The sequence below is a fragment of the Bradyrhizobium sp. JR3.5 genome (genome assembly GCF_054057015.1).
The window spans coordinates 2207593-2232874 of the sequence record NZ_JBSRYV010000002.1 but is presented as its reverse complement, the minus strand read 5'-3'; the positions used below and the strand labels follow the sequence as shown (position 1 = coordinate 2232874).

18 protein-coding genes and 1 pseudogene are annotated in these 25282 nt (G+C 65.1%); 15 read left to right on the top strand and 4 right to left on the bottom strand.

The genetic code is table 11. The features are described 5' to 3' along the window. Positions 1–112: 112 nt before the first annotated feature. Positions 113–865 carry a transglutaminase-like cysteine peptidase gene (locus tag ACVWW1_RS27575; RefSeq protein ID WP_456658082.1) on the bottom strand — a complete coding sequence of 251 codons (753 nt, stop codon included), beginning with the start codon at positions 863–865 and terminating at the stop codon, positions 113–115. A gap of 594 nt (positions 866–1459) precedes the next feature. Between ACVWW1_RS27575 and ACVWW1_RS27570 the strand changes: the two genes are divergently transcribed. From ACVWW1_RS27570 to ACVWW1_RS27560, 3 genes are all read left to right on the top strand, one after another. Beyond that, positions 1460–2473: a FecR family protein gene (locus ACVWW1_RS27570; RefSeq protein ID WP_456658081.1), complete on the top strand. Its 1014-nt coding sequence runs from the start codon at positions 1460–1462 to the stop codon at positions 2471–2473. A gap of 23 nt (positions 2474–2496) precedes the next feature. Next, positions 2497–5625 (top strand): VCBS domain-containing protein, encoded by a 3129-nt coding sequence (locus ACVWW1_RS27565; protein WP_456658080.1) that lies wholly within the window; start codon positions 2497–2499, stop codon positions 5623–5625. Between the two features lie 93 nt (positions 5626–5718). Next, a complete protein-coding gene (locus ACVWW1_RS27560; protein WP_456658079.1) occupies positions 5719–7953 on the top strand; it encodes a CHASE2 domain-containing protein in 2235 nt (744 codons plus the stop codon). Positions 7954–8020: 67 nt separating this feature from the next. Here ACVWW1_RS27560 and ACVWW1_RS27555 read toward each other — a convergent pair whose 3' ends face one another. After that, positions 8021–9628, bottom strand: a complete 1608-nt coding sequence (locus ACVWW1_RS27555; RefSeq protein WP_207834705.1) for an ABC transporter substrate-binding protein — start codon at positions 9626–9628, stop codon at positions 8021–8023. A 243-nt stretch (positions 9629–9871) separates the two neighbouring features. On the opposite strand from ACVWW1_RS27555, the pseudogene ACVWW1_RS27550 reads away from it, so the two are divergent. The 7 genes and pseudogenes from ACVWW1_RS27550 to ACVWW1_RS27520 all read left to right on the top strand — a co-directional run bounded on the left by ACVWW1_RS27550 (position 9872) and on the right by ACVWW1_RS27520 (position 17240). Further along, a pseudogene (locus tag ACVWW1_RS27550) lies at positions 9872–11493 on the top strand (ABC transporter substrate-binding protein). Between the two features lie 193 nt (positions 11494–11686). Beyond that, complete coding sequence (locus ACVWW1_RS27545) at positions 11687–12640, top strand: ABC transporter permease (RefSeq protein ID WP_176528672.1); 954 nt, start codon at positions 11687–11689, stop codon at positions 12638–12640. A 64-nt stretch (positions 12641–12704) separates the two neighbouring features. Next, positions 12705–13592: an ABC transporter permease gene (locus ACVWW1_RS27540; protein ID WP_456658078.1), complete on the top strand. Its 888-nt coding sequence runs from the start codon at positions 12705–12707 to the stop codon at positions 13590–13592. A gap of 3 nt (positions 13593–13595) precedes the next feature. Next, the gene (locus ACVWW1_RS27535; protein WP_456658077.1) at positions 13596–14669 is read left to right on the top strand and encodes an ABC transporter ATP-binding protein; all 1074 of its coding nucleotides are present in this window, start codon (positions 13596–13598) and stop codon (positions 14667–14669) included. Continuing rightward, positions 14666–14857: a hypothetical protein gene (locus tag ACVWW1_RS27530; protein ID WP_173640277.1), complete on the top strand. Its 192-nt coding sequence runs from the start codon at positions 14666–14668 to the stop codon at positions 14855–14857. Before ACVWW1_RS27535 ends, ACVWW1_RS27530 begins: the two co-directional genes overlap by 4 nt. Next, entirely contained in the window at positions 14854–16266 is a 1413-nt protein-coding gene (locus ACVWW1_RS27525) for an amidase (RefSeq protein ID WP_456658076.1), read from the top strand. Before ACVWW1_RS27530 ends, ACVWW1_RS27525 begins: the two co-directional genes overlap by 4 nt. After that, positions 16263–17240 (top strand): ABC transporter ATP-binding protein, encoded by a 978-nt coding sequence (locus ACVWW1_RS27520; RefSeq protein WP_456658075.1) that lies wholly within the window; start codon positions 16263–16265, stop codon positions 17238–17240. The genes ACVWW1_RS27525 and ACVWW1_RS27520 overlap by 4 nt, the downstream gene beginning before the upstream one ends. Here ACVWW1_RS27520 and ACVWW1_RS27515 read toward each other — a convergent pair. Then, entirely contained in the window at positions 17237–18145 is a 909-nt protein-coding gene (locus ACVWW1_RS27515) for a LysR substrate-binding domain-containing protein (RefSeq protein ID WP_456658074.1), read from the bottom strand. The two genes, ACVWW1_RS27520 and ACVWW1_RS27515, sit on opposite strands and share 4 nt — an antisense overlap. Before the next feature lie 112 nt (positions 18146–18257). Between ACVWW1_RS27515 and ACVWW1_RS27510 the strand changes: the two genes are divergently transcribed. The 3 genes from ACVWW1_RS27510 (at position 18258) to ACVWW1_RS27500 (ending at position 22272) form a co-directional block, all read left to right on the top strand. Next, on the top strand, positions 18258–19052 hold the full coding sequence (locus ACVWW1_RS27510; protein WP_456658073.1) for an acyl-CoA thioesterase domain-containing protein: 795 nt from the start codon (positions 18258–18260) through the stop codon (positions 19050–19052). 149 nt (positions 19053–19201) lie between these two features. Then, positions 19202–20953 (top strand): type I secretion system permease/ATPase, encoded by a 1752-nt coding sequence (locus ACVWW1_RS27505; RefSeq protein ID WP_456658072.1) that lies wholly within the window; start codon positions 19202–19204, stop codon positions 20951–20953. Positions 20954–20961: 8 nt separating this feature from the next. Further along, positions 20962–22272 carry an HlyD family type I secretion periplasmic adaptor subunit gene (locus ACVWW1_RS27500; protein ID WP_456658071.1) on the top strand — a complete coding sequence of 437 codons (1311 nt, stop codon included), beginning with the start codon at positions 20962–20964 and terminating at the stop codon, positions 22270–22272. A 171-nt stretch (positions 22273–22443) separates the two neighbouring features. Here the strand turns inward: ACVWW1_RS27500 and ACVWW1_RS27495 are convergent, their stop codons facing one another. Beyond that, a complete protein-coding gene (locus ACVWW1_RS27495; RefSeq protein ID WP_456658070.1) occupies positions 22444–22926 on the bottom strand; it encodes a CinA family protein in 483 nt (160 codons plus the stop codon). Between the two features lie 173 nt (positions 22927–23099). Here ACVWW1_RS27495 and ACVWW1_RS27490 point away from each other — a divergent pair, with 173 nt between their 5' ends. Together ACVWW1_RS27490 and ACVWW1_RS27485 are read left to right on the top strand one after the other, a co-directional pair. After that, positions 23100–24176 carry an amidohydrolase family protein gene (locus ACVWW1_RS27490; protein WP_456658069.1) on the top strand — a complete coding sequence of 359 codons (1077 nt, stop codon included), beginning with the start codon at positions 23100–23102 and terminating at the stop codon, positions 24174–24176. Continuing rightward, positions 24173–25282 (top strand): amidohydrolase family protein, encoded by a 1110-nt coding sequence (locus tag ACVWW1_RS27485; protein ID WP_456658068.1) that lies wholly within the window; start codon positions 24173–24175, stop codon positions 25280–25282. Before ACVWW1_RS27490 ends, ACVWW1_RS27485 begins: the two co-directional genes overlap by 4 nt.

Sequence of the window (25282 nt, the reverse complement as noted above, 5' to 3'; positions counted from 1 at the left end):
ACTGGCCGTCATTGCTAGCGCAGCGAAGCAATCCATACCTCCCGAGAGGAAATGTGGATTGCTTCGTCGCTTCGCTCCTCGCAATGACGGAAGCGAGTTTCGATCACCTGGCTCAATTCACCGCCGCCGCCGGCCGCCACGCGGCCTCGGCGACGGGGGGCGCATCGACATAACGGCTGACGCCGTTCTGGTCGATCACGAAGGTCGGCCGAAAACGCCTGATGTCGGCGTCCTCGATCATCGCCATGCGGCGGTTGTCGAGCGTCAGCCAGTGGCCGTCGAGCCGCGCCGCGACCACGGCATGGTCCTCGCCGCCGAGCAGGTCATGCATCACGACGATGCGCAAATCTTCCGGCGCGACGCCGGCCTTGCCGAGCGCCACGAATTTCGCGATCGCATAGTCCTCGCAATCGCCGCTGCCGCGGGCAAGAGTGGCGAGCGGCGTGGCCCACACGTCGGGCTCGCCATAAGTCGCGAGATCGCTGCCGGGGCGGATCGCCAGATTGATCGCGCGGTTGATCTCGCCGAAACGGGCGCGGCCGGTGCGCGCGCGACCGGCATCGACGATCGCCAGGAACCGCAGCGCCTCCGGCGATGCACACCCCGCGCGGTCGCTCTCGCAGGCTGCGAGCTGTACCAATTCGTCGGCAAGCTGACGTTGCACGCCGAGCCATTTGTCGTGCAGGCCGCCGCCGGCAAGCAGGCTGGTCGCGAGGCCGAACGGCTCGGCCGATTTTCTGAGGAGGGTCGCCGGGCCGGGCGACAGCACCGAGGCAGCGTTGAGCTCGGCAATCGGCGCGGCCATGGCCAGGCCGAAGCCCAGCATGACGGCGCGCAGCGCAAACGAGCGAAGCGAGTTACCCATGTGACACCCCCTGTCCGCTCATCGACGGGTGGATACTGCACCGCGCACGCGACCGGATCGTTTCATGCCGGGAGCATGGCCAACGATCCCTTCGAATCGACTTAACATGTGGGGAAACCGGGCAGGAGGCTAAAGGGCGTCTGGTCCGGTTCCCGAAAACTTTACCGGTTTGTGAAACGAACCGGCGAACCTTTTTCCACCGCAAAGCGCCTCATCGTTGCCTTCTGGTTAACCCGGCCGGTCCGCGCACGGGATAGCTGCGATTTGTAAGCCAGGTCACAGCTTTAGCCGGAAAAATGGAGTCAAATGCCCTTTCGGGGCTGCGGGGAAATAAAGGCAAGTAGAGAAATGCCAGTCAATACCACGAATACGTGGCTCAGTACCCATCTTGGCTTAAATCCCATCTCATGGTACCGTCTGGTAAGTCCGGACTACACGACTCATCTGAGAGTGAGCCAAGTCACACCCAGTCAAACCGCGCAATCAGAGCACCTTGCGAAGCCACAGCATGGTTTCGCGAAGCTTTATCCGATGATATGCAGGCGAAATCATTCGGATATTCTACCAATATTAACCCTCGTGCGGTGATCCGCAGTGAACTTTGTCGAGAAATTCGACGGCCATTTGCCGAACGCGGACGCTTATGCCCGTGGATCGGTGCATGTCGACAGCGTTTCCACGCACGCTCCGCTCGGCGCGATCACCGTCGACGACGGGCAATTGCTGTTCACCGGCGACTTCAAGCGGACCGGGCTCGATCTTGTCATCTCGAAGGACGACCGGGAACTCGTCCTGCACGACTACTTCAAGGGCGAGAAACGCGCGGCCCTGGCGTCGCCTGAAGGCGCGCATCTCACCGGCGACCTCGTCAACGCGCTCACCGGCCACACCCAATATGCCCAGGCCGGCGGCGCGGTGGAACCGGCGAAGGTCATCGGCCACGTCACCAAGCTGGCGGGCAACGCCACCGCAATCCGCAACGGCGTCTCGGTCGTCCTCAACCAGGGCGACAACGTCAACAAGGGTGACGTGGTGCAGTCCGGCAGCGACTCGACGCTCGGCATCACCTTCATCGACGGCACCGTGTTCGGTCTCGGGCCGAACGCCAAGATGGTGCTGAACGAGATGATCTACGACCCGAATGGGTCGAGCAACTCGTCGCTGATGAGTCTCGTCTCAGGCACGATCTCGTTCGTTGCCGGCGCGACCGCCAAGCATGGCGACATGAAGGTCGATACGCCGGTCGCGACCATGGGCATCCGCGGCACCGCGGTGCTGGTCGAGATCGATTTCGACGTCCAGGGCACGGGTGGCGTGCCGCCGGCCAAATTCCAGGTGCTGGTCGAGCCCGACGGCACCACCGGCTCCTACATCCTGTTCGACAAGACGACGCTCAATCCGATCGCGACCGTCGATCAGGCCGGCACCCAGACCATCGTCAACGGCCAGGGCAGCGTCAGCTTCGTCTCGTCGGCGCAACTGTCGACCGATGCGCAGAAGCTGATTTCCGATGTCTTCGCGCTGAAGTTCACCGACAATTCGAATCCCAACACCAAGCTCACGACGAACTTCACGGACAGCGTCGTCCCCCGGTCACGATCGGCCTGAAGCTCGCGACCGGCGACGCCATCGTGCCGATCAGCTTTCTGCTGGGGTTGACCAACAATCCCGGATCGCAGGCCGCTGCCCCCACGTCCGACCACATCGGCGGGGCGCCGCATGTCGTGACCCAGAATGGGGCGATCACCGAACAGGCGGGGCTGACCCACAGCGCGCTGCCCGACACGGTGAACGGCCAGATCACCTGGGTGGACGTCAATCTCGGCGACAAGCCGACCGCAATCGTCAACTTCAGCACGTTCAGCTACCGCGACGCCGGCGGCAACGACGTCACCTCGTCGCTGACGGCGGCGGAACAGGCGGCCATCGCGGCCGTCGAGGTCCCGGTGCTCCTCGACCCCAATCCGCTGAACAGCAACATCGGCTCGGCGACCTGGACCTACAGCCTTGCCGACGGCGCCTTCGACTTCCTCGCCGCCGGCGAAACGCTGACGCTGACCTACATGGTGCGCGTCGATAACAACTACGCGCTGAGCAACGAGACCGCATTCAAGACCTTCACCATCACGATCACCGGCACCAACGACACGCCGGTCGTGACCTCCGCCGCACAGGTCGGATCGATCACCGAGCTTCCATGGACGACGAATTCCGCCTCGCCCGATACGGCGCATGGCACGGTGACGTTTACCGATGCGGATTTGACCGACACGCACACGGTCGCCATCACCGGCGTCGCCGCGACCGGCTTCACTGGCGGAATTCCCAACCAGGCCACCATGCTGAGCTGGCTGTCGCTGGGCACACTGACCGATTCGACCGACGGCGTGATGGGATCGCGCTCCTGGACGTTCTCGGCCGCCGACAAGAGTTTCGATTATCTCGCCGCCGGCGAGACGCTGACGCTGATCTACACGGTCCAGATCGACGACCATCATGGCGGCGTCGTCACGGTCCCCGTCACGATCACGATCGTCGGCACCGACGACAAGCCGGTGATCACCTCGCCGACCCAGGCGGCGGCCATCACCGAGGCCGAGGGCGTAACCGGTTCGGCGAATCCGGATAGCGCGTCCGGGACCGTGACCTTTACCGATGCCGATCTCAGCGACACCCACAGCATCACCGTGGCCGGTGTCACCGAAACGGGCGTGACCACCGGGCTTCCCGATCAGGCGACGATCCTGAGCTGGCTCTCGCTCGGCACGCTGAAGGATACGACCGGCGGCGTCACCGGATCCAATGCCTGGACGTTCTCGGCCGCCGACAAGAATTTCGACTATCTGGCGGCCGGCGAGAAGCTGACGCTGACCTACCTGATCCAGGTCGACGACCACCATGGCGGCGTCGTCACCCAGCCCGTCACGATCACCATCACGGGCACCAACGACACCCCGACCTTCACATCGGAACCGTCGACCACCTCGATCCCCGAGGCGATCGGCGAGACCGGCTCGATCAAGCCGGACGTGGCCCAAGGCGTGGTGGCGTTTGCCGACGTCGATCTCAGCGACACCCATACCGTGTCGATCACCGGTGTCGCAGAATCCGGCACGACCACGGGCCTGCCTGTGGACGAGTCCACGGTCCTGAACTGGCTGTCGCTGGGGACGCTGACGGATGCGACCGGCCGTGTGAATGGTTCGCAGGCCTGGACCTTCTCGGCCGCGGACCAGAATTTCGACTATCTCGCCGTCGGCGAGACGCTGACGCTGACCTACACAGTCAAGATCGACGACCATCATGGCGGCGTAATCAGCCAACCGGTGACGATCACGATCGTCGGCAGCAATGACGTGCCAACCGTCACGTCGGCGCCGCAGACTGCCATCATCCCCGAGCAGCCTGACACGACGGGTTCATCCAAGCCGGACGTCGCATCGGGCACCGTGGCGTTCACCGATGTGGATCTCAGCGATACCCACGCCATGACTATCACCGGCGTGGCTGAATCCGGGGCGACCGCGGGCCTGCCCGAGGACCAGTCCACGATCCTGAACTGGCTTTCTCTGGGGACGCTGACGGATTCGACCGGCCATGTGAACGGATCGCAGGCCTGGATATTCTCGGCCGCAGATCAGAATTTCGACTATCTGGCCGCCGGCGAGACGCTGACGCTGACCTACACGATCCAGATCGACGACCATCATGGCGGCGTCATCACCACGCCTGTGACGATCACGATCAACGGCGCCAACGACGCGCCGACGCTGGCCGAGGTCAACGCCGGCACGCTCACCGATACCGCTGCTGACGACACGTTCAGCCCGCTCACCGGCGCGCTGCACGGCCATGACGTCGACGACGGCGAGACCGCGACTCTGACCTATGCCGCCCTCAATTCGGACCATGTCGCGGTCAACTCCTCGATCGCTGGCCTCTACGGCTCGCTCACGGTCAACGCGGACGGCACCTACAGCTATGTTCCCGACGCCGCCGCGATCAACGCGCTGGCCAAGGGCACCTATGCCGACACGTTCACCGTCGAGACCATCGATGCGCATGGCGCGACCGGGACTGCGACGCTGACGGTCGATGTCGTCGGCGCCAACGACGCGCCGGTGATCCATACCGACAACATCAGCATCACCGACAATCCCAACGGGACCGAAACGATCTCCGGCCTGACGGTCACGGATGTCGATGCCGGCGCCAACGAGAACTTCACCCTGGCGGCCGCGACCAACCCCGGTTCGGGCAGCAGCGTCGCGCCGCCAGCGTTGGTCGGCCATCTCCCGGATCTCAACACCGCACTCGGGTCGCCCGGCCTTGTCTACGACCCGGGCCAGACCCCGCCGGCGACCGACAAGATCACGCTCTCCGTGACCGACGGCCACGGCGCGAGCGATACGGTCAACCTGATCTTCAACGTCCAGCAAAATCCGTCTCAGCCGGTGACGCTGACGGGCACCAGCGACAAGGACGTGTTTTTCGGATCGGGCTATCAGGACAAATTCGTGTTTGCGCCGAACTTCAATCACGACACGATCCTGAACTTTACGCCGGCCCAGGACCAGATCGACCTGTCCACGGTCGTCTCGACAAGCACCTTCAGCAGCTGGTTCGATCAGAATGTGACGACGTCGCCGACGAATTCGGCGGATACGCTGATCACGGTCGACAGTGCAGACACGATCACGTTGCACAATGTCTCGAAGGCGAGTTTGTCGCAGAGCGACTTCATCATTCATTATACGTGATGGGCGTCGGCCTCCTGAAAGGGCCGACCGGATCCTGCATTGCGCAACGACTGCTTGATTGGAACAACTCTCCGCGCGTGATATCCAGACGGCATGAAACGGCTGAAGGCGATACGAAGGTGGTTCGGACGGCGCTTCGGCTATGCGCGGCTGGCCTGCGTGGCGCTGTTGATCGGCATTGCCGCGCTGCGGATCGCGGATCCGGCTCCGGTGCAGGAGCTCCGCGTCAGGACGTTTGACACGTTCCAGGTGCTCGAACCGCGCCAGAAGACCGCGCGGCCAGTCACCATCGTCGATATCGACGAGAAGAGCCTCGCTGACCCCCGGCTCGGGCAATGGCCGTGGCCGCGGACTCGGCTTGCCGACATCGTCATCAACCTCACCCGGCTCGGCGCCGTAGTGATCGCGTTCGACGCGGTGTTCTCCGAGCCCGATCGTCTCAACCCCGATATCGCGGCCGATACGTTCAGCAGCCTGGATGAGGAGATGCGCGCCAGGCTGCGGCAGCTGCCGAGCAACGACAGCATCCTGGCCGACGCCATCAAGAACTCGCGCGTGGTGCTCGGCGAGTCCGGCGGCCCCAACGTGCGCGCCGACCTCAACGAAAAGCTGCCGGTCACCGGGCTTGCGATGCTCGGCGAGGAGCCGCAGAGCTTCATGTTCCAGTTTCCGGGATTGTTGCGCAACGTGCCGGTGCTCGAGGAGGCCGCGGCCGGGCGAGGCCTGTTCACGATCAGGCCGGAACGCGACGGCATCGTCAGGCGGGTGCCGATGATGATGGTCGCCCAGGGCATCACCATGCCGTCGCTGACCTTCGAAATGCTGCGGGTGGCGGCCGGCTCGGGCACCATCCTGATCAAGGCCGACAAGGCCGGCATCAAGAGCCTCGGGATCAAGGGCTTTGCGATCCCGACCGATCTCCACGGCCAGCTTTGGATCCACTATGCGCGGCGTGACCCCTCGATCTACGTCTCGGCCGTCGATGTGCTGGATGGGCGGGTGCCGCCGGACAGGATCGCCGGCAAGCTGATCCTGATCGGCACCTCCGCGGTCGGGCTCAACGACATCAAGACCACGCCGGTGACGCCGGCGATGCCCGGGGTCGAGGTTCACGCTCAGGTGCTGGAGAGCGCGCTGACCGGTGACGTGGTTTCGCAACCGAACTACGGCATCGGCATCGAGTTCTTCGCCGCGCTGATCATGGGGCTCCTGGTCATCGCCTTCGCGCCGAAGTTCGGTCCGATCACGCTGGTCGTCGTCGGCGGGATGTTCGCTTCGGTGCTGACCGGCACATCCTGGTATTTCTATTCCCAGCATCGGCTCCTGATCGATTTTACCTATCCGCTGATGTCGACCACGGCGATCTATCTCACGCTGATCTTCTCCGCCTTCGTGCGCGAACAGCAGCAGCGCCGGCAGATCAGGTCGCAATTCGTGCAGTACATGTCGCCCGCGTTGGTCGAGCAGCTGGCGCAATCGCCGGAGCGGCTCGTGCTCGGCGGCGAAGAGCGCGAGATGACCATCATGTTCTCGGACATGCGCGGCTTCACCTCGATCTCGGAAACCTACAAGCGCGATCCGCAAGGCCTCACGGCGCTGATGAACCGTTTCCTCACGCCGCTCACCAACGCGATCCTCGCCCGCAAAGGCTATATCGACAAATATATGGGCGACGCCATCATGGCATTCTGGAATGCGCCGCTCGACGACAAGCAGCACCAGCTCAACGCCTGCGACGCCGCGCTTGACATGCTGGGGCACGTCGGCGACCTCAACCGCAAGCGCGAGCAGGAAGCGCAGGACGGTGGCCACGTCTATGTGCCGCTCAACATCGGCGTCGGCCTCAACACCGGCACCTGCGTGGTCGGCAATATGGGGTCTGATCTCAAGTTCAATTATTCGGTGCTCGGCGACAGCGTCAATCTGGCGGCGCGCCTGGAGGGGCAATCCAAGGAATACGGCTTCCCGATCATCGTGGGATCGAAGACCGCGCTCGCGGTGAAGGAGAAGTTCGCGATCCTCGAACTCGACTTCATCATGGTGAAGGGCAAGAAGGAGCCCGAGGTGATCTATGCGATCGCCGGCCGCGAGGACGTGGCCGGTTCCGGCCGCTTCCAGCGGCTGCGCAACCTGACCATCGAAATGCTCGCCTGCTACCGCAGCCGTGATTGGGACGGTGCGCTCGCCGCGATCGAGCGCGGCCGCAAGACCGACGAGGCGCAGACGCTGCAATATCTCTACCGCCTCTACGAGGCGCGCATCCGCGCCTTCCAGAAGGAGCCGCCGCCGGACGATTGGGACGGCGCCTTCGCGTTGACGACGAAATAGGCGACGCACATTCGATGTCGTCCCGGCCTGGTGCGCAATTGCGCATCAGGCCGGGACGACGAGAGATCTACTCCAGACCGATCTGCGTCAGATCCTGGAACCAGTGCTGCGCCTGCACGAAGGTCTTCACCTTCGGCGACAGCGCGTGCGGATTGGTGTCGTGCACCACCCACACCAGCGCGGCATCGTCGACGATCAGCGCGTGCGCCTGCGCCAGCAGCGCATCCTGTTTCGCGCTGTCGAACGTCTGTTTCGCCTCGTCGATCAGCGCGTCGACCTTCGGATTCTTGTAGCCGCCCCAGTTGACGCCTGTCGGCGCCACCTGGCCGGAATGGAAGAACCGCACGATGGCGTAGAGCGGATCCGAGGTGACATAGGCGATGTTGTTGGCGGTGATGCCGGCGTTCATCTCGTCGGCCGCGCCCTTGCGCCAGTGCGAATAGAGTGTCTCGAGCTCGACGACCTTGAAGTCGATGTCGATGCCGATCTCCTTGAAGCTCTGCTGCAGGAATTCGTTCATCGGCAGCGACAGCATCTGCCCGGTGCCGCCCTGGGCGATGATGAAGGTCGTCTTCAGCGGCTTGTCCTTTGAATAGCCGGCTTCCTCCACCAGCTTTTTGGCGGCCGCGAGGTCGTATTTCAGTTCGAAGCTCGGCTTGCCGAACCATGGGCTCGACGGGTCGACCTGGCCCTTGGCCGGCTTGGCCAGGCCGTTCATCAGGCCAACCACCGCATCGCGGTCGATCGCGAGGTTGAGCGCCTTGCGCAGGCGGATATCGGTCCAGGGCGAGCCCGGCAGCACGCTCAAATGATAATTCCAGACATGCGGCGTCACGTTGTCGACGATCCTCATGCCGGCGGCCTTGAGCTGCGGCACGGCGTCGGGCGCCGGCGTTTCGATCAGGTCGACCTGACCGGCCAGCAGCGCGTTGGTGCGGGTCAGCGCCTCCGGCATCGGGATCAGGATCATCTTGTCGACCTTCGCAAGCCGCTTCTTGTCCCAATAGTCCGGGTTCTTGGTCAGCTCGGCGAGTTCGCGCGGCACCAGCTTGGTCAGCTTGAACGGGCCAGTGCCGGAGGGCTGGCTGGCGAACTTGTCCCAGTCCCTGCCGAGCTTCTCATATTGCGCGGGGCTCGAGACCAGGAACCAGAGCATCTGGTAGGGGAAGAAGGAGTCGACCGTCTTGGTGGTGATCTCGATGGTCTGGTCGTCGATCTTGGCATAGCTTGCGACCGAGGGCAGCCGGGTCTTGACCTGCGCGCTCTGCCGCTTGTCGAATTGCGGTGCCTTGTCGTTCAGCACCTTGTCGAGATTCCAGATCACCGCGTCGGCGTTGAAGTCGCTGCCGTCGTGGAATTTGACGCCCTTGCGCAGGGTGAAACGCCACTTGGTCTTGTCGCTATCGTCGACCTTCCATTCGGTCGCGAGCCCGGGCACCAGTTTGCCCGGCCGGTCGGCGACATCCATCTCCCAGGCCACCAGCGGATCGTAGATCGTGTAGGCCGTGAACTGATAGGCGCCGGCGCCGCGATCGGGCTGCCCGGTCGTCAGCGGAATGTCGGCCATCGAAATGCCGTAGCGCACAATGGACTCTGCTCGCGCTGACATGGCCGGCCAGCCCGCGGTCAGGGCGAGCGCCATTGCCGCCGTCAGGATCGAATTGCGCGCGCGCATATGAAGGCTCCGTTGGTGGGAAGTCGGGGCCAAATCCTGCAAGCATGATGCCAGAATAGGCATCTTCGCACGGTTGGGGCGCGAGGTGGGAAGAAATGACGCGCCTAGCGGTTATTTGCTGAAGAACTATTCCCCTTGGCACAGGCATTGCATACGCTTGCCCAAGAAATAATCACTAAAACGTCACCAGACTTCGAAGGGGTTGCTCAGATGCGTAACAGGAAGACCAATGCGACGGCGATCATGCTGGCGCTTGCGATCGCCAATTGTGTGCCGGCGATCGCCAGCGCCGAGACTGTGCTGCGCATTGGCATGACGGCTGCCGAATATTCCGCGCACGCTCGGGCAGCCCGACCAGGGTTTTGAGGGCAATCGCTTCACTGGGCTCACGATGTACGACGCGCTGACGATGTGGGACCTGTCCTCGTCGGACAAGGCGAGCGCGATGATCCCGGGCCTCGCCACCGAGTGGAAGGTCGACGATGCCGACAAGACCAAGTGGGTCTTCAAGCTGCGTCCCGGCGTCAGCTTTCACGATGGCTCGCCGTTCAATGCCGACGCCGTGGTCTGGAACGTCGACAAGGTGCTGAAGCAGGACGCGCCGCAATACGATGCGAGCCAGGTCGGCGTCACCGCCTCGCGCATGCCGACCTTGGTTTCGGCGCGCAAGATCGACGACATGACGGTGGAGCTGACCACCAAGGAGCCGGACAGCTTCCTGCCGATCAACCTCACCAATTTGTTCATGGCGAGCCCGGCCAAGTGGCAGCAATTCTACGACAAGGCCGAAGGTGCCGATGCCAAGGCGAAGTCGCAGGCCGCATGGGGCGGCGTTCGCCAAGGACGCTTCGGGCACCGGCCCCTGGAAAATGTCGAGCTTCACGCCGCGCGAGCGGCTCGAGCTGGTGAAGAACGAGAATTACTGGGACAAGGCCCGCGTGCCGAAGACCGACAAGATGGTGCTGTTGCCGATGCCCGAGGCCAACGCGCGCACTGCGGCGCTGCTGTCGGGGCAGGTGAACTGGATCGAGGCGCCCGCGCCTGACGCGCTGCCCGAAATCAAGCAGCGTGGCTTCAACCTCTATTCCAATGAGGAGCCGCATGTCTGGCCGTGGCAGTTCTCCCGCGTCGAAGGATCGCCGTGGAATGACATCCGCGTCCGCAAGGCCGCCAATCTCTGTGTTGATCGCGAAGGGCTGCGTGACGGCCTGCTCGCGGGGCTGATGGTACCGGCCACGGGCACGTTCGAGCCCGGCCATCCCTGGCGCGGCAACCCGACCTTCCAGATCAAATACGACAAGCCGGCCGCACAGAAGCTGATGCAGGAGGCCGGCTTCGGTCCGAACAAGAAGCTGACGGTCAAGATCCAGACCTCGGCGTCGGGTTCGGGCCAGATGCTGCCGCTGCCGATGAACGAGTATCTGCAACAGGCCTTGGCCGAGTGCTACTTCGATGTGCAGCTCGACGTCATCGAGTGGAATACCCTGTTCACCAACTGGCGGCGCGGCGCCAAGGATCCGTCGGCCAACGGATCGAACGCGACCAACGTCACCTATGCGGCGATGGATCCGTTCTTCGCGCTGGTGCGCTTCCTGCAATCCGGCATGGCGCCGCCGGTCTCGAACAATTGGGGCTTCATCAACAATCCGAAGTTCGATGAGCTGGTGAAGAAGGCCCGCCAGACCTTCGAACCGGCAGCGCGCGACGCCGCGCTTGCCGAACTGCACGCCGCCTCGGTCGATGATGCGGCGTTCCTGTACGTCGCTCACGACGTTGCGCCGCGCGCGATGAGCCCGAAGGTCAAGGGCTTTGTGCAGCCGAAGAGCTGGTTCGTCGACTTCTCGCCGGTCTCGGTCGTGCCGTGAGATAACGCGCGGCGCTCTTAGGTGCCCTCTCCCCTTGTGGGAGAGGGTGGCTTCGCGAGAGCGAAGCCGGGTGAGGGGTTGTCTCCGCGGACGCTCCTCGCCGAAATGACTGTATCCGCGGATAGAACCCCTCATCCGGCGCGCTCTGCGCGCCACCTTCTCCCACAAGGGGAGAAGGAAGAAAGAACCCAACGTGCTCGCCTATACGTCCAGACGGATCGTCTACGTCATTCCGATCGTGCTCAGCGTTGCGCTGGTGTGCTTCCTCTTGGTGCACATCACGCCTGGCGATCCGCTGGTCGCGGTGCTGCCGGCCGATGCCTCGCAGGAGCTCGCCGCGCAGTTGCGCAGCGCCTACGGCTTCGATCGCCCGTTGCCGGTGCAATTCGGTCTGTGGCTATGGCGCGCGATCCATGGCGATCTCGGCAATTCGATCGCCACCGGGCGGCCGGTGCTGTCGGAAGTGATGCGCGCGGTCGGCAACACCGTGATGCTGGCGATTGCGGCTGCGATGATCGGTTTCACGCTCGGCCTGCTGTTCGGGCTGATCGCCGGCTATTTTCGCGACACCTGGGTCGACAAGGTCGCGACGTCGGTTGCCATCGCCGGCGTCTCGCTGCCGCATTACTGGCTCGGCATGGTGCTGGTCATCATCTTCTCGGTGCAGCTCAACTGGCTGCCCGCGGTCGGCGCAGGTCCCGGCGGCTCCGGCGCCTGGGCGTGGGACTGGGAGCATCTGCGCTATCTGGTGCTGCCCGCGATCACCACTTCGGTGATCCCGATGGGCATCGTCACGCGCACGGTGCGCGCGCTGACCGGCGACATCCTGAGCCAGGATTTTGTCGAGGCGCTGCGCGCCAAGGGCCTGCGCGAGACCGGGGTGTTTCGTCACGTCATCAAGAACGCGGCGCCGACCGCGCTTGCGGTGATGGGTCTGCAACTCGGCTACATGCTCGGCGGCTCGATCCTGATCGAGACCGTGTTCTCCTGGCCGGGCTCGGGCTTGTTGCTGAACTCCGCGATCTTCCAGCGCGATCTGCCGCTGCTGCAGGGCACGATCCTGGTGCTGGCGCTGTTCTTCGTGCTGCTCAATCTCCTGGTCGATATCGCGCAGGCCGCGATCGATCCGCGCATCAAGCGGAGCTGAGCATGATCCGGAAAAGTGGGGACCGGTTTTTCGGCAAGATCATGCTCCAACAAAGAGCCAGCGCATGAGTGCGATGTCAGATACTGCATTGCAGGCCGCCCCCGCGACCAAGGCGCGCGGCTACTGGGCGACAGTTGGGCGCCGCATCAGGCGCGACAAGGTCAGCATGGCCTGTGCCGTCATCCTGGTGCTGATCTTTGCCTCCGCGCTGCTGGCGCCATGGCTGCATCTCGCCGATCCCTATCAGGGCTCGATGATCCGTCGTCTCCGCCACATAGGCACGCCGGGCTATCCGCTCGGCACCGACGAACTCGGCCGCGACATGCTGGCGCGGCTGATCTACGGCGGACGGCTGTCGCTGGTCATCGGCATCCTGCCGGTGATCCTCGCCTTTATGATAGGAACCTCGCTCGGCCTCGTCGCCGGTTACGTCGGCGGCAAGCTCAACACCGCGATCATGCGCACCGTCGATGTGTTCTACGCATTTCCTTCGGTGCTGCTCGCGATCGCGATCTCGGGCGCGCTCGGCGCCGGCATCACCAATTCGATCGTGTCGCTGACCATCGTGTTCGTGCCGCAGATCACCCGCGTCGCCGAAAGCGTCACCACCGGTGTCCGCAATATGGACTTCGTCGAGGCGGCGCGCGCGTCCGGCGCCGGTCCGTTCACCATCATGCGCGTCCACATGCTCGGCAATGTGCTCGGCCCGATCTTCGTCTACGCCACCGGCCTGATTTCGGTGTCGATGATCCTCGCGGCCGGTCTCTCCTTCCTCGGGCTCGGCACCAAGCCGCCGGAGCCGGAATGGGGCTTGATGCTGAACACGCTGCGCACCGCGATCTATGTCAATCCATGGGTCGCGGCGTTGCCGGGCGCGATGATCTTCGCGGTCTCGATCTGCTTCAATCTGCTCAGCGACGGCATGCGCAGCGCCATGGACATCAGGAACTAAGACATGATCGAGGCAAATCTCTCCGTCGATATGCTCGAGCCCGTCGCCGATATCGGCGGCGCCGCGCAGCCGCTGCTGCAGGTCAAGGGACTGACCAAGCACTTCCCGGTGCGCGGCGGGCTGTTCAGCCCGCGCAAGACCGTGCGTGCCGTCGACGACGTCAGCTTCGCGGTCATGAAGGGCGAGACCGTCGGCATTGTCGGCGAATCCGGCTGCGGCAAGTCGACCACCGCGCGGCTGTTGATGCATCTGATGGCGCGCGATGCCGGCGACATCATCTTTGACGGCCGGCAGGTCGGCCCGGCGCTCTCGCTGCGCGATTTGCGGCGCGGCGTGCAGATGGTGTTCCAGGACAGCTACGCCTCGCTCAACCCGCGCCTCACCATCGAGGAATCGATCGCCTTCGGACCCAAAGTCCACGGCATGGCCGATGACACCGCGCGGACGCTGGCGCGCGAGCTGCTCGGCAAGGTAGGCTTGCGGCCGGAGATCTTCGCCAACCGCTATCCGCACGAAGTGTCCGGCGGCCAGCGCCAGCGCGTCAATATCGCCCGCGCGCTCGCGCTGTCGCCGCGGCTCGTGATCCTCGACGAGGCGGTTTCCGCGCTCGACAAATCGGTCGAGGCACAGGTGCTCAATCTGCTCGCCGATTTGAAGCGCGAATTCGGCCTGACCTACCTGTTCATCAGCCACGATCTCAACGTGGTCCGCTACATCTCCGATCGCGTGCTGGTGATGTATCTCGGCGAAGTCGTCGAGCTCGGCCCGGTCGACGCGGTCTGGGACGCGCCGGCACATCCCTATACCCGCGCGCTGCTGGCGGCGATGCCGTCATCCGATCCCGACCGGCGCACCGAGGTGCCGCCGATCTCGGGCGATCCGCCCAATCCGATCGATCCACCGGCCGGCTGCCGGTTTCATACCCGTTGCCCGTTTGCGGAGCCGCTCTGCGCAAACGACACACCAAAACTCAGCGATCTCGATACAATGGGCCATCAAGCGGCGTGCTACATGGCCATTGCTGGCTCGGGGCACAGCCGCGCGCCGGCAAAAGCAAAAGGAGAAAACGCGGCATGACCAGACCAACTCCCAAGGACGTCAAGGTGATCGCGCACGTCGCCGACGTGCCCGCCGATGACGATGTCGCCACCCGCATCGCCAATTCGATCGGACCAGCATTCGACGGCTTCGCGCCGATCGCCGGCACGCTGCCGTTCGATCTCGAACCCGCGAGCTTCCTGCTGGCGCAGAAGGTGTCGAAATGAGCTCTGATCCGGCCCTGATGACGCTGACCGCGGTCGCCAAGGCGATTGCCGACAAGAAGGTCTCCTCGCATGAGGTGACGCGCGCCGTGCTGCATCGCATTGCGGAATGGCAGCCGCGCCTCAACGCCTATATGGCGATCGAGTCCGAACAGGCGCTTGCGGCCGCGACCGAAGCCGATGCCGCGCTCGCCAAGGGCAACAGCCGGGGGCCGCTGCACGGCGTGCCGCTAGCGCACAAGGACATGTATTACGAGGCCGGCAAGGTCGTGACCTGCGGCTCGCTGATCCGCCGCGACTTCGTGCCGAAGACGACCGCGACGGCGTTGCAGCGGCTGAAGGATGCCGGGCAGGTCCGGCTCGGCTCGCTGCAGATGGTCGAGTTCGCCTATGGGCCGACCGGCCACAACGTGCATTACGGCGCGGTGCGCAATCCCTGGAACGTCGCGCACATCACCGGCGGCTCGTCGTCGGGTTCGGGCTCGGCGGTCGCCGCGCGGCTCACCTTTGCTGCGCTCGGTTCCGACACCGGCGGCTCGGTGCGCATGCCCGCGCATTTCTGCGGCGTCACCGGCCTCAAGACGACGGTCGGCCGCGTCAGCCGGGCCGGCGCGATGCCGCTGTCGCAGTCGCTCGATACCGTCGGTCCGCTGGCGCAGACCGCTGAGGACTGCGCGCTGCTGCTCGGCCTGATGGCCGGCGCCGACCCCGAGGATCTGACGGCGTCGACGCAGCCGGTGCCCGACTATCTGGCTGCGACGAGACAATCGCTGAAGGGTCTCAAGATCGGCGTGCCGACGGCGTTCTATGTCGACGACCTCGATGGTGAGGTGGCACGCATCCTCGACGAGACCGTGGCCACCCTGAAGAAGGAGGGCGCCGAGATCGTCAAGGTCGAGCTGCCCGATCAGCGCCAGCTCAGCGCCGCGTCGCAACTGGTGCTCGCGGCCGAGGCCGCAGCCTACCACAAGCGCTGGATGATCGAGCGGCCGCAGGACTACGGCGCACAGGTCCTGATGCGGCTGCAGAATGGCCTCACCATTCCCGCGGTGACCTACCTCGAGGCGATGCGCTGGCGCGGACCCGCGCTCGCTGCGCACAACGCGGCGGTCAGCGGTGTCGATGCGGTGATCGCGCCGTCGGCCCCGGTGCCGGCGCCGACGATCGCCGAGAGCGACGTCGGCAATGGCCCGGGCGCGGAGGCGGTGATCCAGCGCCTGACGCGGTTCACCCGCCCGGTCAACTATCTCGGCCTGCCGTCGCTCTCGATCCCCTCGGGTTTCACCAAGGCGGGTCTGCCGGTCGGCATGCAGCTGATCGGCCGCTCCTTCGAGGAAGCGGTGTTGCTCCGGATCGGCGCCGCCTTCCAGCGGGCGACCGATTTCCACGCCAGGGTACCCAAGCTCGCATGACCAGTCTCGTCGAGATCAACAACCTCAACATCCGCTTCACCGGAGATCGTACGGTCCATGCCGTGAACGATCTCAGCCTACAGCTCGGCGAGGGCGAGGTGTTGGGGCTGCTCGGCGAGTCCGGCTCGGGCAAGAGCGTGACGCTGCGCGCACTGATGCGGCTGTTGCCGAAGAAGCGCACGCAGATCACCGGCAGCGTCAATGTGCTCGGTCGGGACGTGCTGGCGATGGATGATGAGGCGCTGTCCGCATTCCGCGGCCAGACCGTCTCGATGATCTTCCAGGAGCCGGCGCTGGCGCTCGATCCGGTCTACACCATCGGTCGCCAGATTGCGGAGACGGTGATGCGCCACGAGGGCAAGAGCGAGCGCGACGCCACCGCGCGCGCGCTCGAGATGCTCGAAGTGGTGCGGATCCCGTCCGCGAAGCGAAGGCTCGAGTCCTATCCGCATGAGATGTCGGGCGGCATGCGCCAGCGTGCGATGATCGCGCTGGCGCTGGCCTGCAAGCCGAAGATCCTGCTCGCGGATGAGCCGACCACCGCGCTCGATGCCACTGTGCAGATCCAGATCCTGCTGCTGCTGCGCGAGCTGCAGCGCGAGTTCGGGATGTCCGTCATCTTCGTCACCCACGACATCGGCGTTGCCATCGAGATCTGTGATCGGGTCGCGGTGATGTATGCCGGCCAGATCGTGGAGCAGGGCGCCTTGCGCGATATCGTGCGCACGCCGGTTCATCCCTATGCGAAGGGCCTGCTGGCCTCGACCATTCACGGCGCGACGCGCGGTCAGCGGCTCGAGACCATTCCGGGCACGCCGCCCTCGCTCGATCACGCACCGGCCAGCTGCTCGTTTGCACCACGCTGCAAGTTCGCCGAGCCGCGCTGCAGTGAACAATTGCCGCCCAGCGTGCAAACCGCGCCCGGGCATCTGGCGCGCTGCGTTCTCGCAGAGCCGGCGGTCGCCGTGGTTTAGGATGCCCGCGCCACCGCGTCGGCGATCCAGCGCCGCACAGCCGCGATCCGCCGGTCTCGTGCCTGCTCGGTGCGGGAGACCAGGTAGATCGTCTCGTGATGCGCGGCCTCGAACGCAAACGGCGCCACCAGCCGCTTGCCGAAGCCCGGCCGCGCCTTGATCAGGGGCACCATTGCGAGCGCCACGCCGAGCCCGTGTTCGGCGGCGTCCAGCATCGCCGGCACGCTGTCGAGCCACAGATGCCCGCGCGGGGCGAGATGCGGCAGCCCGGCCTCCTTCAGCCAGGCCGGCCACGCCCGCGGTTGCGTCGTGACATGGATCAGCACCTCGCGGGACAGGTCCGCGGGGCTCCGAAGCCCCGCCTTGACCATCGCCGGCGTGCACACCGGCAATCCCCTGACCTGGACCAGCGGCTCGACCTTCAGCCCGGCGGCATGTTCCCGCCCGTAGCGGATCGCGACATCGACGCGCGAGCCGTTGAAGTCGGCATATTGGTGCGTGGCCTCGATCCGCAGCGTCAGTTGCGGATGACTCCGCTTGAACTCCGGCAGCGCCGGCAGCAGCACGGCGCTGGTGAAGAACGGCAATGAGCTGATCCACAGCTCGCCACTGGCCTCGCCGCGTTGCCGCAGCATCTCGCGGCTCGCCTCCTGCAGCGTCGCCAGCGCGGCCGACACCTTTGCAAGGTAACGTTCGCCGTCCGCGGTCAGCCGCACCGAGCGCGCGCCGCGGACGAACAGCTTCGTGCCGAACTGCTGCTCCAGTCCGCGGATCTGATGGCTGATCGCCGACGGGCTCAGCGACAGGTCGCGCGCGGCGCGACGGAAGCTGAGCTGGGTTGCCGCGCGCTCGAAGGCGAGCAGCGCCGGCAGCGGTGGGATGGCCCGTGGATCCGGGGCATCCAATGGGTGAATCCTGTTCACCTGAAGTGATGAATGGCCTTTTGTCATGGTCGCTATTTCTGGATCAGATTGCTCCCGCGCTCAATCCTGCTCACCTCAGGAGATCTCATCCGCCTTGGCTATCTTCGAACCGCTCGTCACGCCGCATCACTGGAAGCCGGCCGCGCTGGCGGCGGGGCCGTTCGCAGGCCTCCAGGGCGGAGCGGTCGCAAGTCTCTTGACCGCCGAGGTCGAGGCGATGGCAGGTCCGCGCAACTGGGGCACCGCGATATCGGCTTCTGCCTGGTTCCTGCGGCCGACGCCGATGGCGGAATTGCGCACGCAAGTGACCGTCTTGACCGAGGGCGGCCGGGTCAGCGTCGTCGACAACACCCTGTGGCCGGCCGGCGAGGAGCAGCCCTGTGCGACGGTGCGCGTGACGCTGTCGCGCGAACGTGCGGTCGAGGTCCCCGGTTTTCACGGCAGCGCAGCCGACCCGGTGGATCCCACGCGCTTTCCGTTGCACAGCCCGCACGCGGTCCATGGCCGCAGCTGGTTCATGGACGCAATGGAAGCCCGTGCCGGTGGCGATGCCGCCTGGTTTCGCATGCATCATAGCGTGACTGCGGATGCCGGCCCGCTGGCGCGCGTGCTCGGTCCGGCCGACTGGACCCACGGCATCGCGCGCCCGGTGCAGGATGTGGTGGCCGACCCCAATCCGAACCTTGCGGTGCAACTGTTCCGGCCACCGCGTGGCGAGTGGGTCGGCGTTCGCGCCGAGGCCCGCTGGCGCCCGGAGGCCGGGCTCGGCGTCGGCAGCGGGGTATTGCTCGACGTGGAAGGCGAAATCGGCCGGGTCTCGATGTCGGTCATTCTCGTGCCCTTTCCGAGAAGCGCACCCGCTGCGGGTCCGGGTTTCGCGGCAGGTTAACCCTAATTATTCCGTCAACTGTCTGTGGGATCACAAAAATAGGCCGCGAACCATGCTTTGGTTGGCGCGACTTGAAATGGACGGTGGTCGCAAACGTCTGTACAACATGGCGATCACGTAACTCTTTTGTTTTGCAGAGATCGGTTTTTATGGCAGCCGCGCCCGCTGTCCGGCGTTCCGAACTGGCTGAGGCGCTGCGCGCATGCCGCAGTGCCTTCATCGGCGTCGGCCTCATCAGTTGCATGATCAACCTGTTGTATCTGACAGGTTCGATGTTCATGCTGCAGGTCTACGACCGCGTGCTGCCGAGCCGCAGTGTTCCGACCCTGGTCGGCCTCGTCGTCATCGCTGCGGTCCTCTACATGGCCCAGGGCGTGCTCGATCTGTTGCGCGGACGGATCCTCGGCCGCGTCGGCACCTCGCTCGACGAAGCGCTCAATGCGCGGGTGTTCGACACCATCGTGCGGCTGCCGCTGATGGCCGGCAATCGCAGCGAGGGCCTGCAGCCGCTGCGCGACCTCGACAATGTGCGTTCCTTCCTCGGCAGCATGGGGCCCGGCGCGTTCTTCGACCTGCCCTGGCTGCCGTTCTACATGCTGATCTGCTTCGCGTTCCATTGGCTACTCGGCGTCACGGCGCTGATCGGCGCCGTCATCCTGGTGACGCTGACGCTGATCACCGAATACATGTCGCGCACGCCGGCCAGGGAAGCGATGTCGCTCGCGGCGCGGCGCAACGATCTCGCCGCCTCCAGCCGCCGCAACGCCGAAGTGCTCGTGGCGATGGGCATGGCCGGGCGGATGAACAAGCGCTGGAACGAAGCCAACGAGGAATATCTGTCCGGCAACCAGCGTGCGAGCGACGTGAGCGGCGGGCTCGGTGCGGTCGCCAAGGTGCTGCGCATGATGCTGCAGTCGGCCGTGCTCGCGGTCGGTGCCTATCTCGTGATCCACCAGGAGGCCACCGGCGGCATCATCATCGCCGGCTCGATCCTGAGCGCGCGGGCGCTGGCGCCGGTCGATCTCGCGATCGCGCATTGGAAGAGCTTCGTCGCCGCGCGGCAGAGCTGGCAGCGTCTCAACCGCCTGCTGCAGCAGATTCCGGCGCGGCCGGAGCAGACGCTGCTGCAGGCGCCGGAGAAGAAGCTGTCGGTCGAGGCGGTGACCATGGTTGCGCCGGGCGACCAGCGCCCGATCGTGCAGGATGTCACCTTCGCCGTCGAAGCCGGCAGCGGCGTCGGCGTGATCGGCCCGAGCGGGTCCGGCAAGTCGTCGCTGATCCGGGCGCTGGTCGGCGTCTGGGTGCCGGCGCGCGGCAAGGTACGGCTCGACGGCGCAGCGCTCGATCAGTGGTCGTCGGACCAGCTCGGCCGCCATGTCGGCTATTTGCCGCAGGACGTCGAACTGTTCGCCGGCACGGTCGCGCAGAACATCTGCCGGTTCGATCCCGACGCCAAGTCCGACGGCATCATCGCGGCGGCCAAGGAGGCCGGCGTGCATGAGATGATCATCAAGATGCGCGAGGGCTACGACACCCAGGTCGGCGAGCAGGGCACGGCGCTTTCCGCAGGCCAGGCGCAGCGCGTCGCGCTGGCGCGCGCGCTCTACGGCAATCCGTTCCTGATCGTGCTGGACGAGCCGAACTCCAATCTCGACAGCGAAGGCGACGAGGCGCTGACCCGCGCGGTGCGTGGCGCCCGCGAGCGCGGCGCCGTCGTCATCGTGGTCGCACACCGGCCGATCGGCATCGAGGGCGTCGACCAGCTGCTGGTGCTCAAGGACGGCCGCATGCAGACCTTCGGGCCGAAGGAGACCGTGCTCGCGCAGGTGCTGCAGCGCGTCGCGCCGCCGGTGCCCACACCGATCAAGATCGTCGCCGATGCGGGGGCGACCAAGTCATGAGCGACCGCATGACCGATCAGCCGCGCAACGCACATGCTTCGATCAGGAAGCACCTCGTGGTCGGCCTCGTCGTGGTCCTGGTGCTGGGCGGCGGCGTCGGCGGCTGGGCCGCGACGGTGCCGATCTCGGGCGCGCTGATCGCGCCGGGCTCGGTGGTGGTCGATACCAACGTCAAGAAGGTGCAGCATCCGACCGGCGGCGTCGTCGGCGAAATCCTGGCGCGCGACGGCGACACGGTCAAGGCGGGTGACGTCGTCGTGCGTCTCGACGAGACCGTCGTGAAGGCGAGCCTTGCGATCGTGGTCAAGACGCTGAACGGTCTCTATGCGCGTGCGGCCCGGCTCCAGGCCGAGCAGCAGGGCCTCGACAAGATCGCCTATCCGCCGCAACTCACCGAGCAGGCGCGGGATCCCGACGTCCGCGATATCATGGCGAACGAAACCAAGCTGTTCGAGGTCCGGGTTAACGGCCGCGCCGGCCAGAAGGCGCAGTTGCGCGAACGCGTCACCCAGCTCAACGAGGAAATCGCCGGCCTGCAGGCGCAGGAAACCTCAAAGGACAAGGAGATCGCGCTGGTGCAGCAGGAGCTGGTCGGCGTCCGCCAGCTGTATGAGCAGCATCTGGTGCAGCTCACCCGCCTCACCACGCTGGAGCGCGACGCGGCGCGGCTCTCCGGCGAGCGCGCCCAGTACATTGCGTCGCGCGCCCAGGCAAAGGGCAAGATCACCGAGACCGAACTGCAGATCATCCAGGTCGACAAGGACATGCTCTCGGAGGTCTCGAAGGACCTGCGCGAGGCCAACGACAAGATCGGCGAGTTCGTCGAGCGCAAGGTCACCGCCGAAGACCAGCTCCGCCGCATCGACATCCGCGCCCCGCAGGACGGTGTGGTGCTGCAATCCACCGTCCACACGGTCGGCGGCGTCGTCACCGCCGGCGATGCCATTATGATGATCGTGCCCCGGGCCGATGACCTGTCGGTCGAGGCCAAGGTCAATCCGCAGGACATCGACAAGCTCCAGGTCGGGCAAAAGACCGTGCTGCGGCTCTCCGCCTTCAATCAGCGCACCACGCCGGAGCTGAACGGCGTCGTCACCCGCGTCTCCGCCGACGTCAACACCGACCAGCGCACCGGGCAGAGCTACTACACGATCCGCGTCTCGATGCCGCCGCAAGAGGTCGCGCGCCTCGGCAGCGAGGTGAAGATCATCCCCGGCATGCCGGTGGAGGCCTTCGTCCAGACCGGCGACCGCACCATGCTGTCGTATCTGATGAAGCCGATGAGCGACCAGTTCATGCGCTCGTTCCGCGAGAAATAGTTTCCTTACAGACGACCCGTCTTCGCCCCGTCATAGGAGCACGAAGCGCGTCTCGAAAGATGCACGGCCCCGCTGGTGGCCGTCGATCCCTCGAGCCGCGCTTCGCGCTCCTCAGGATGACGGGGATAGATCGATGATCCGACATCGCCGAATGCGGCGCGTGTGGGGAGATTACCGCGCCAGATTCTTCAACAACAGCTCCAGCGCCGCCTTGGCAAATGCCTGCATATTGGCCTGCCGGTCGCCGCTGGCGGTTTCCAGCGTGATCACCTGTTGCTGGGGACCTGCGACCGCCATGCAGCTATGGCCGGCGGCATCGCCGTAGCGGTTGCCGGTCGGGCCGGCGGCGCCGGTTTCCGACAATCCCCAATCGGTCGAGAGGCGTTCGCGGATCTGGCGCGCCAGCAATTGCGCGTAGGGTTCCGACGACGAGCGGAGGCCGCGCATGGCATCGTCGGAGATGTCCATCAGCGCGCGCCGTGCATCGCGGGTGTAGATCACGCCGCCGCCGAGGAAATAGGCCGATGCGCCGGGCACTGCGAGCAGCGATGCCGAGATCAGTCCGCCGGTGGACGATTCCGCGACCGCAATCGTCTGCTTGTTCGCGATCAGCTTCGCGGCGACCTGCTCGGCGATGGATATGAGTGTGTTCATCGGCGCTCTTTCTCGTTGCTTGCCATGAAAATCCTGTAGGGCGTTCTGCCTTCCTAGCACACCACACCGGCCTCTGCCGAGTTGCGGACCGCAGCCGGGCCTGATTGAATATCGGACAATAACCAAGCGGCGCCCGACAAGTTGTTGTGAGAGCGTGCGCCGGAGGAAACACCATGACGTTGCCGATCGCGGGTGGCGTGGATTGCGATCTGCATCCCGCCGTGCCTCACCTCACCAGCCTGCTGCCGTATATGAACGACTACTGGCGCGACCAGGTGACGACGCGCGGCATGACCGACCTGATCTCGCAATCCTATCCGACCAATTCGCCGATCGCCTCGCGGCCGGACTGGCGTCCCGCCCAGGGCAAGCCGGGTTCGAGCCTTGCCGACATGCAGCGCCAGGCGCTCGACCGGTTCGGCACCGCCACCGGCATCTGCAATCCGCTCTATGGCGTGCAGATGGTGTTCTCCGAGGACATGGCCGATGCCTTCTGCCGCGCGCTGAACGACTGGCTGGTCAAGGAATGGCTCGACAAGGACGATCGTCTGCGCGGCTCGATCGTGATTCCCGTGCAGAGCATCGACAAGGCGGTCGCCGAAATCGAGCGCTGTGCGCAGGACAAGCGCTTCGTGCAGGTGCTGATGCTCGTGATGGGCGACATGCCGCTCGGCAAGCGTCACTATTGGCCGATCTACGCCGCGGCCGAACGGCTCGGCCTGCCGATTGGCATCCATGCCGGCAGCGCCTATCACAACCCGCCGACCTCGGTCGGCTGGGGCTCCTATCACATCGAGGATTATGTCGCGCAGGCGCAGGCGTTCCAGACCCAGCTCACCAGCCTGATCGTCGAGGGCGTGTTCGCGCGCCATCCGAACCTGAAAATGGTGATGCTGGAGTCCGGCTTCACCTGGCTGCCGCCGTTCCTGTGGCGGCTGCACAAGTTCTGGCGCGGCGTGCGCATGGAGACGCCGTGGGTCGATCGCGCGCCGCTGGAGATTGTGCGCAGCAACATCCGTTTCTCGCTGCAGCCAGTCGACGCGCCGCCGGACGGCGACACGCTGAACCGGCTGTTCGACCATATGCAGTCGGACGAATTGATCCTATTCTCGACCGACTATCCGCATTGGCAGTTCGACGGTGACGAGGTGCTGCCAAAGGGGTTGTCGCAGGATCTGGTCCGCAAGATCATGATCGACAATCCGCATGCGACATATGCGCGCTTGCAGGTGAAGGAGACGGTGCGATGAACATCCAGATTCGGGAACGTCCCGACGCGGCTGCGTCAGCTGGCATCAAGACCGCGATCGCCGATTGCGATATCCATCCGGCACGCGCGACCAAGGACGAGCTGCATCCTTATCTGGCCAAGCGCTGGCACAGCCATCTCGAGACCTTCGGCGTCCATCCCTATCAGGGCATGACGGAAGGGCCGCCCTATCCAAAGGCGCAGCCCAATGCCTCGCGCCGCGATGCCTATCCGCCGGAAGGCGGCCCGCAGGGCTCGTCGCTGTCGTTCATGCAGAAGCAGCATCTCGATCCCAACAATGTCGCGCTCGGCGTGCTCAACCCGCTCAACACCGGGCAGGGCATCCGCAACCAGGATCTCGCCGCCGCGATCTGCTCGGCGATCAACGACTGGCAGATCGAGAAATGGACCAGCAAGGATTCTCGCCTGAAAGGGTCGGTCGTCGTCGCCAACGAGGACGGTGTGGCGGCCGCGGCCGAAATCCGCAGGCGCGCAGGCGATACGAATTTCGTCCAGGTGCTGCTGCTGAGCCGCAATGTCGAGCCGCTCGGCCAGCGCCGTTACTGGCCGATCTATGAGGCGGCGCAGGAGGCCGGTCTTCCGATCGGTGTGCACGCCTTCGGCTTCGGCGGCAACCCGATCACCGCGTCGGGCTGGCCGAGCTATTACATCGAGGAGATGGTCGGGCATTCGCAATGCCAGCAGACCGCGCTGGCGAGCCTCGTGCTCGAGGGCGTGTTCGAGCGTTTCCCGAAACTGAAGATGGTGATGGTCGAGGCCGGGTTCGGCTGGGCGCCGTCGCTGGCCTGGCGGCTCGACAAGGTGTTTGCGCGGCTGCACGCCGAGGTGCCGCATCTGAAGCGCAAGCCGTCGGAGTATATCCGCGATCACATCTGGTGGACGACGCAGCCGATGGAGGATCCGGAGAGCCGCGACCATCTGTTCCAGATCATCGAGTGGATCGGTTGGGACAAGTTGTTGTTCGCGACCGATTACCCGCATTGGGACTATGACGAGCCGTCGCGCGTGCTGCCGGCCGGCGTCAGCGACGCCAATCGCAAGGCATTCTACCTCGACAATGCGAAGCAGCTTTACGGTATCGCATGA

Excerpts from the sequence above, each read along its gene's own strand:
- ACVWW1_RS27530 (WP_173640277.1), top strand. The coding sequence starts at position 14,666 with ATGACCAGACCAACTCCCAAGGACGTCAAGGTGATCGCGCACGTCGCC.
- ACVWW1_RS27500 (WP_456658071.1), top strand. The coding sequence starts at position 20,962 with ATGACCGATCAGCCGCGCAACGCACATGCTTCGATCAGGAAGCACCTC.
- ACVWW1_RS27540 (WP_456658078.1), top strand. The coding sequence starts at position 12,705 with ATGAGTGCGATGTCAGATACTGCATTGCAGGCCGCCCCCGCGACCAAG.
- ACVWW1_RS27505 (WP_456658072.1), top strand. The coding sequence starts at position 19,202 with ATGGCAGCCGCGCCCGCTGTCCGGCGTTCCGAACTGGCTGAGGCGCTG.
- ACVWW1_RS27520 (WP_456658075.1), top strand. The coding sequence starts at position 16,263 with ATGACCAGTCTCGTCGAGATCAACAACCTCAACATCCGCTTCACCGGA.
- ACVWW1_RS27555 (WP_207834705.1), bottom strand. The coding sequence starts at position 9,628 with ATGCGCGCGCGCAATTCGATCCTGACGGCGGCAATGGCGCTCGCCCTG.
- ACVWW1_RS27535 (WP_456658077.1), top strand. The coding sequence starts at position 13,596 with ATGATCGAGGCAAATCTCTCCGTCGATATGCTCGAGCCCGTCGCCGAT.
- ACVWW1_RS27485 (WP_456658068.1), top strand. The coding sequence starts at position 24,173 with ATGAACATCCAGATTCGGGAACGTCCCGACGCGGCTGCGTCAGCTGGC.
- ACVWW1_RS27525 (WP_456658076.1), top strand. The coding sequence starts at position 14,854 with ATGAGCTCTGATCCGGCCCTGATGACGCTGACCGCGGTCGCCAAGGCG.
- ACVWW1_RS27575 (WP_456658082.1), bottom strand. The coding sequence starts at position 865 with ATGGGTAACTCGCTTCGCTCGTTTGCGCTGCGCGCCGTCATGCTGGGC.
- ACVWW1_RS27560 (WP_456658079.1), top strand. The coding sequence starts at position 5,719 with ATGAAACGGCTGAAGGCGATACGAAGGTGGTTCGGACGGCGCTTCGGC.
- ACVWW1_RS27490 (WP_456658069.1), top strand. The coding sequence starts at position 23,100 with ATGACGTTGCCGATCGCGGGTGGCGTGGATTGCGATCTGCATCCCGCC.
- ACVWW1_RS27495 (WP_456658070.1), bottom strand. The coding sequence starts at position 22,926 with ATGAACACACTCATATCCATCGCCGAGCAGGTCGCCGCGAAGCTGATC.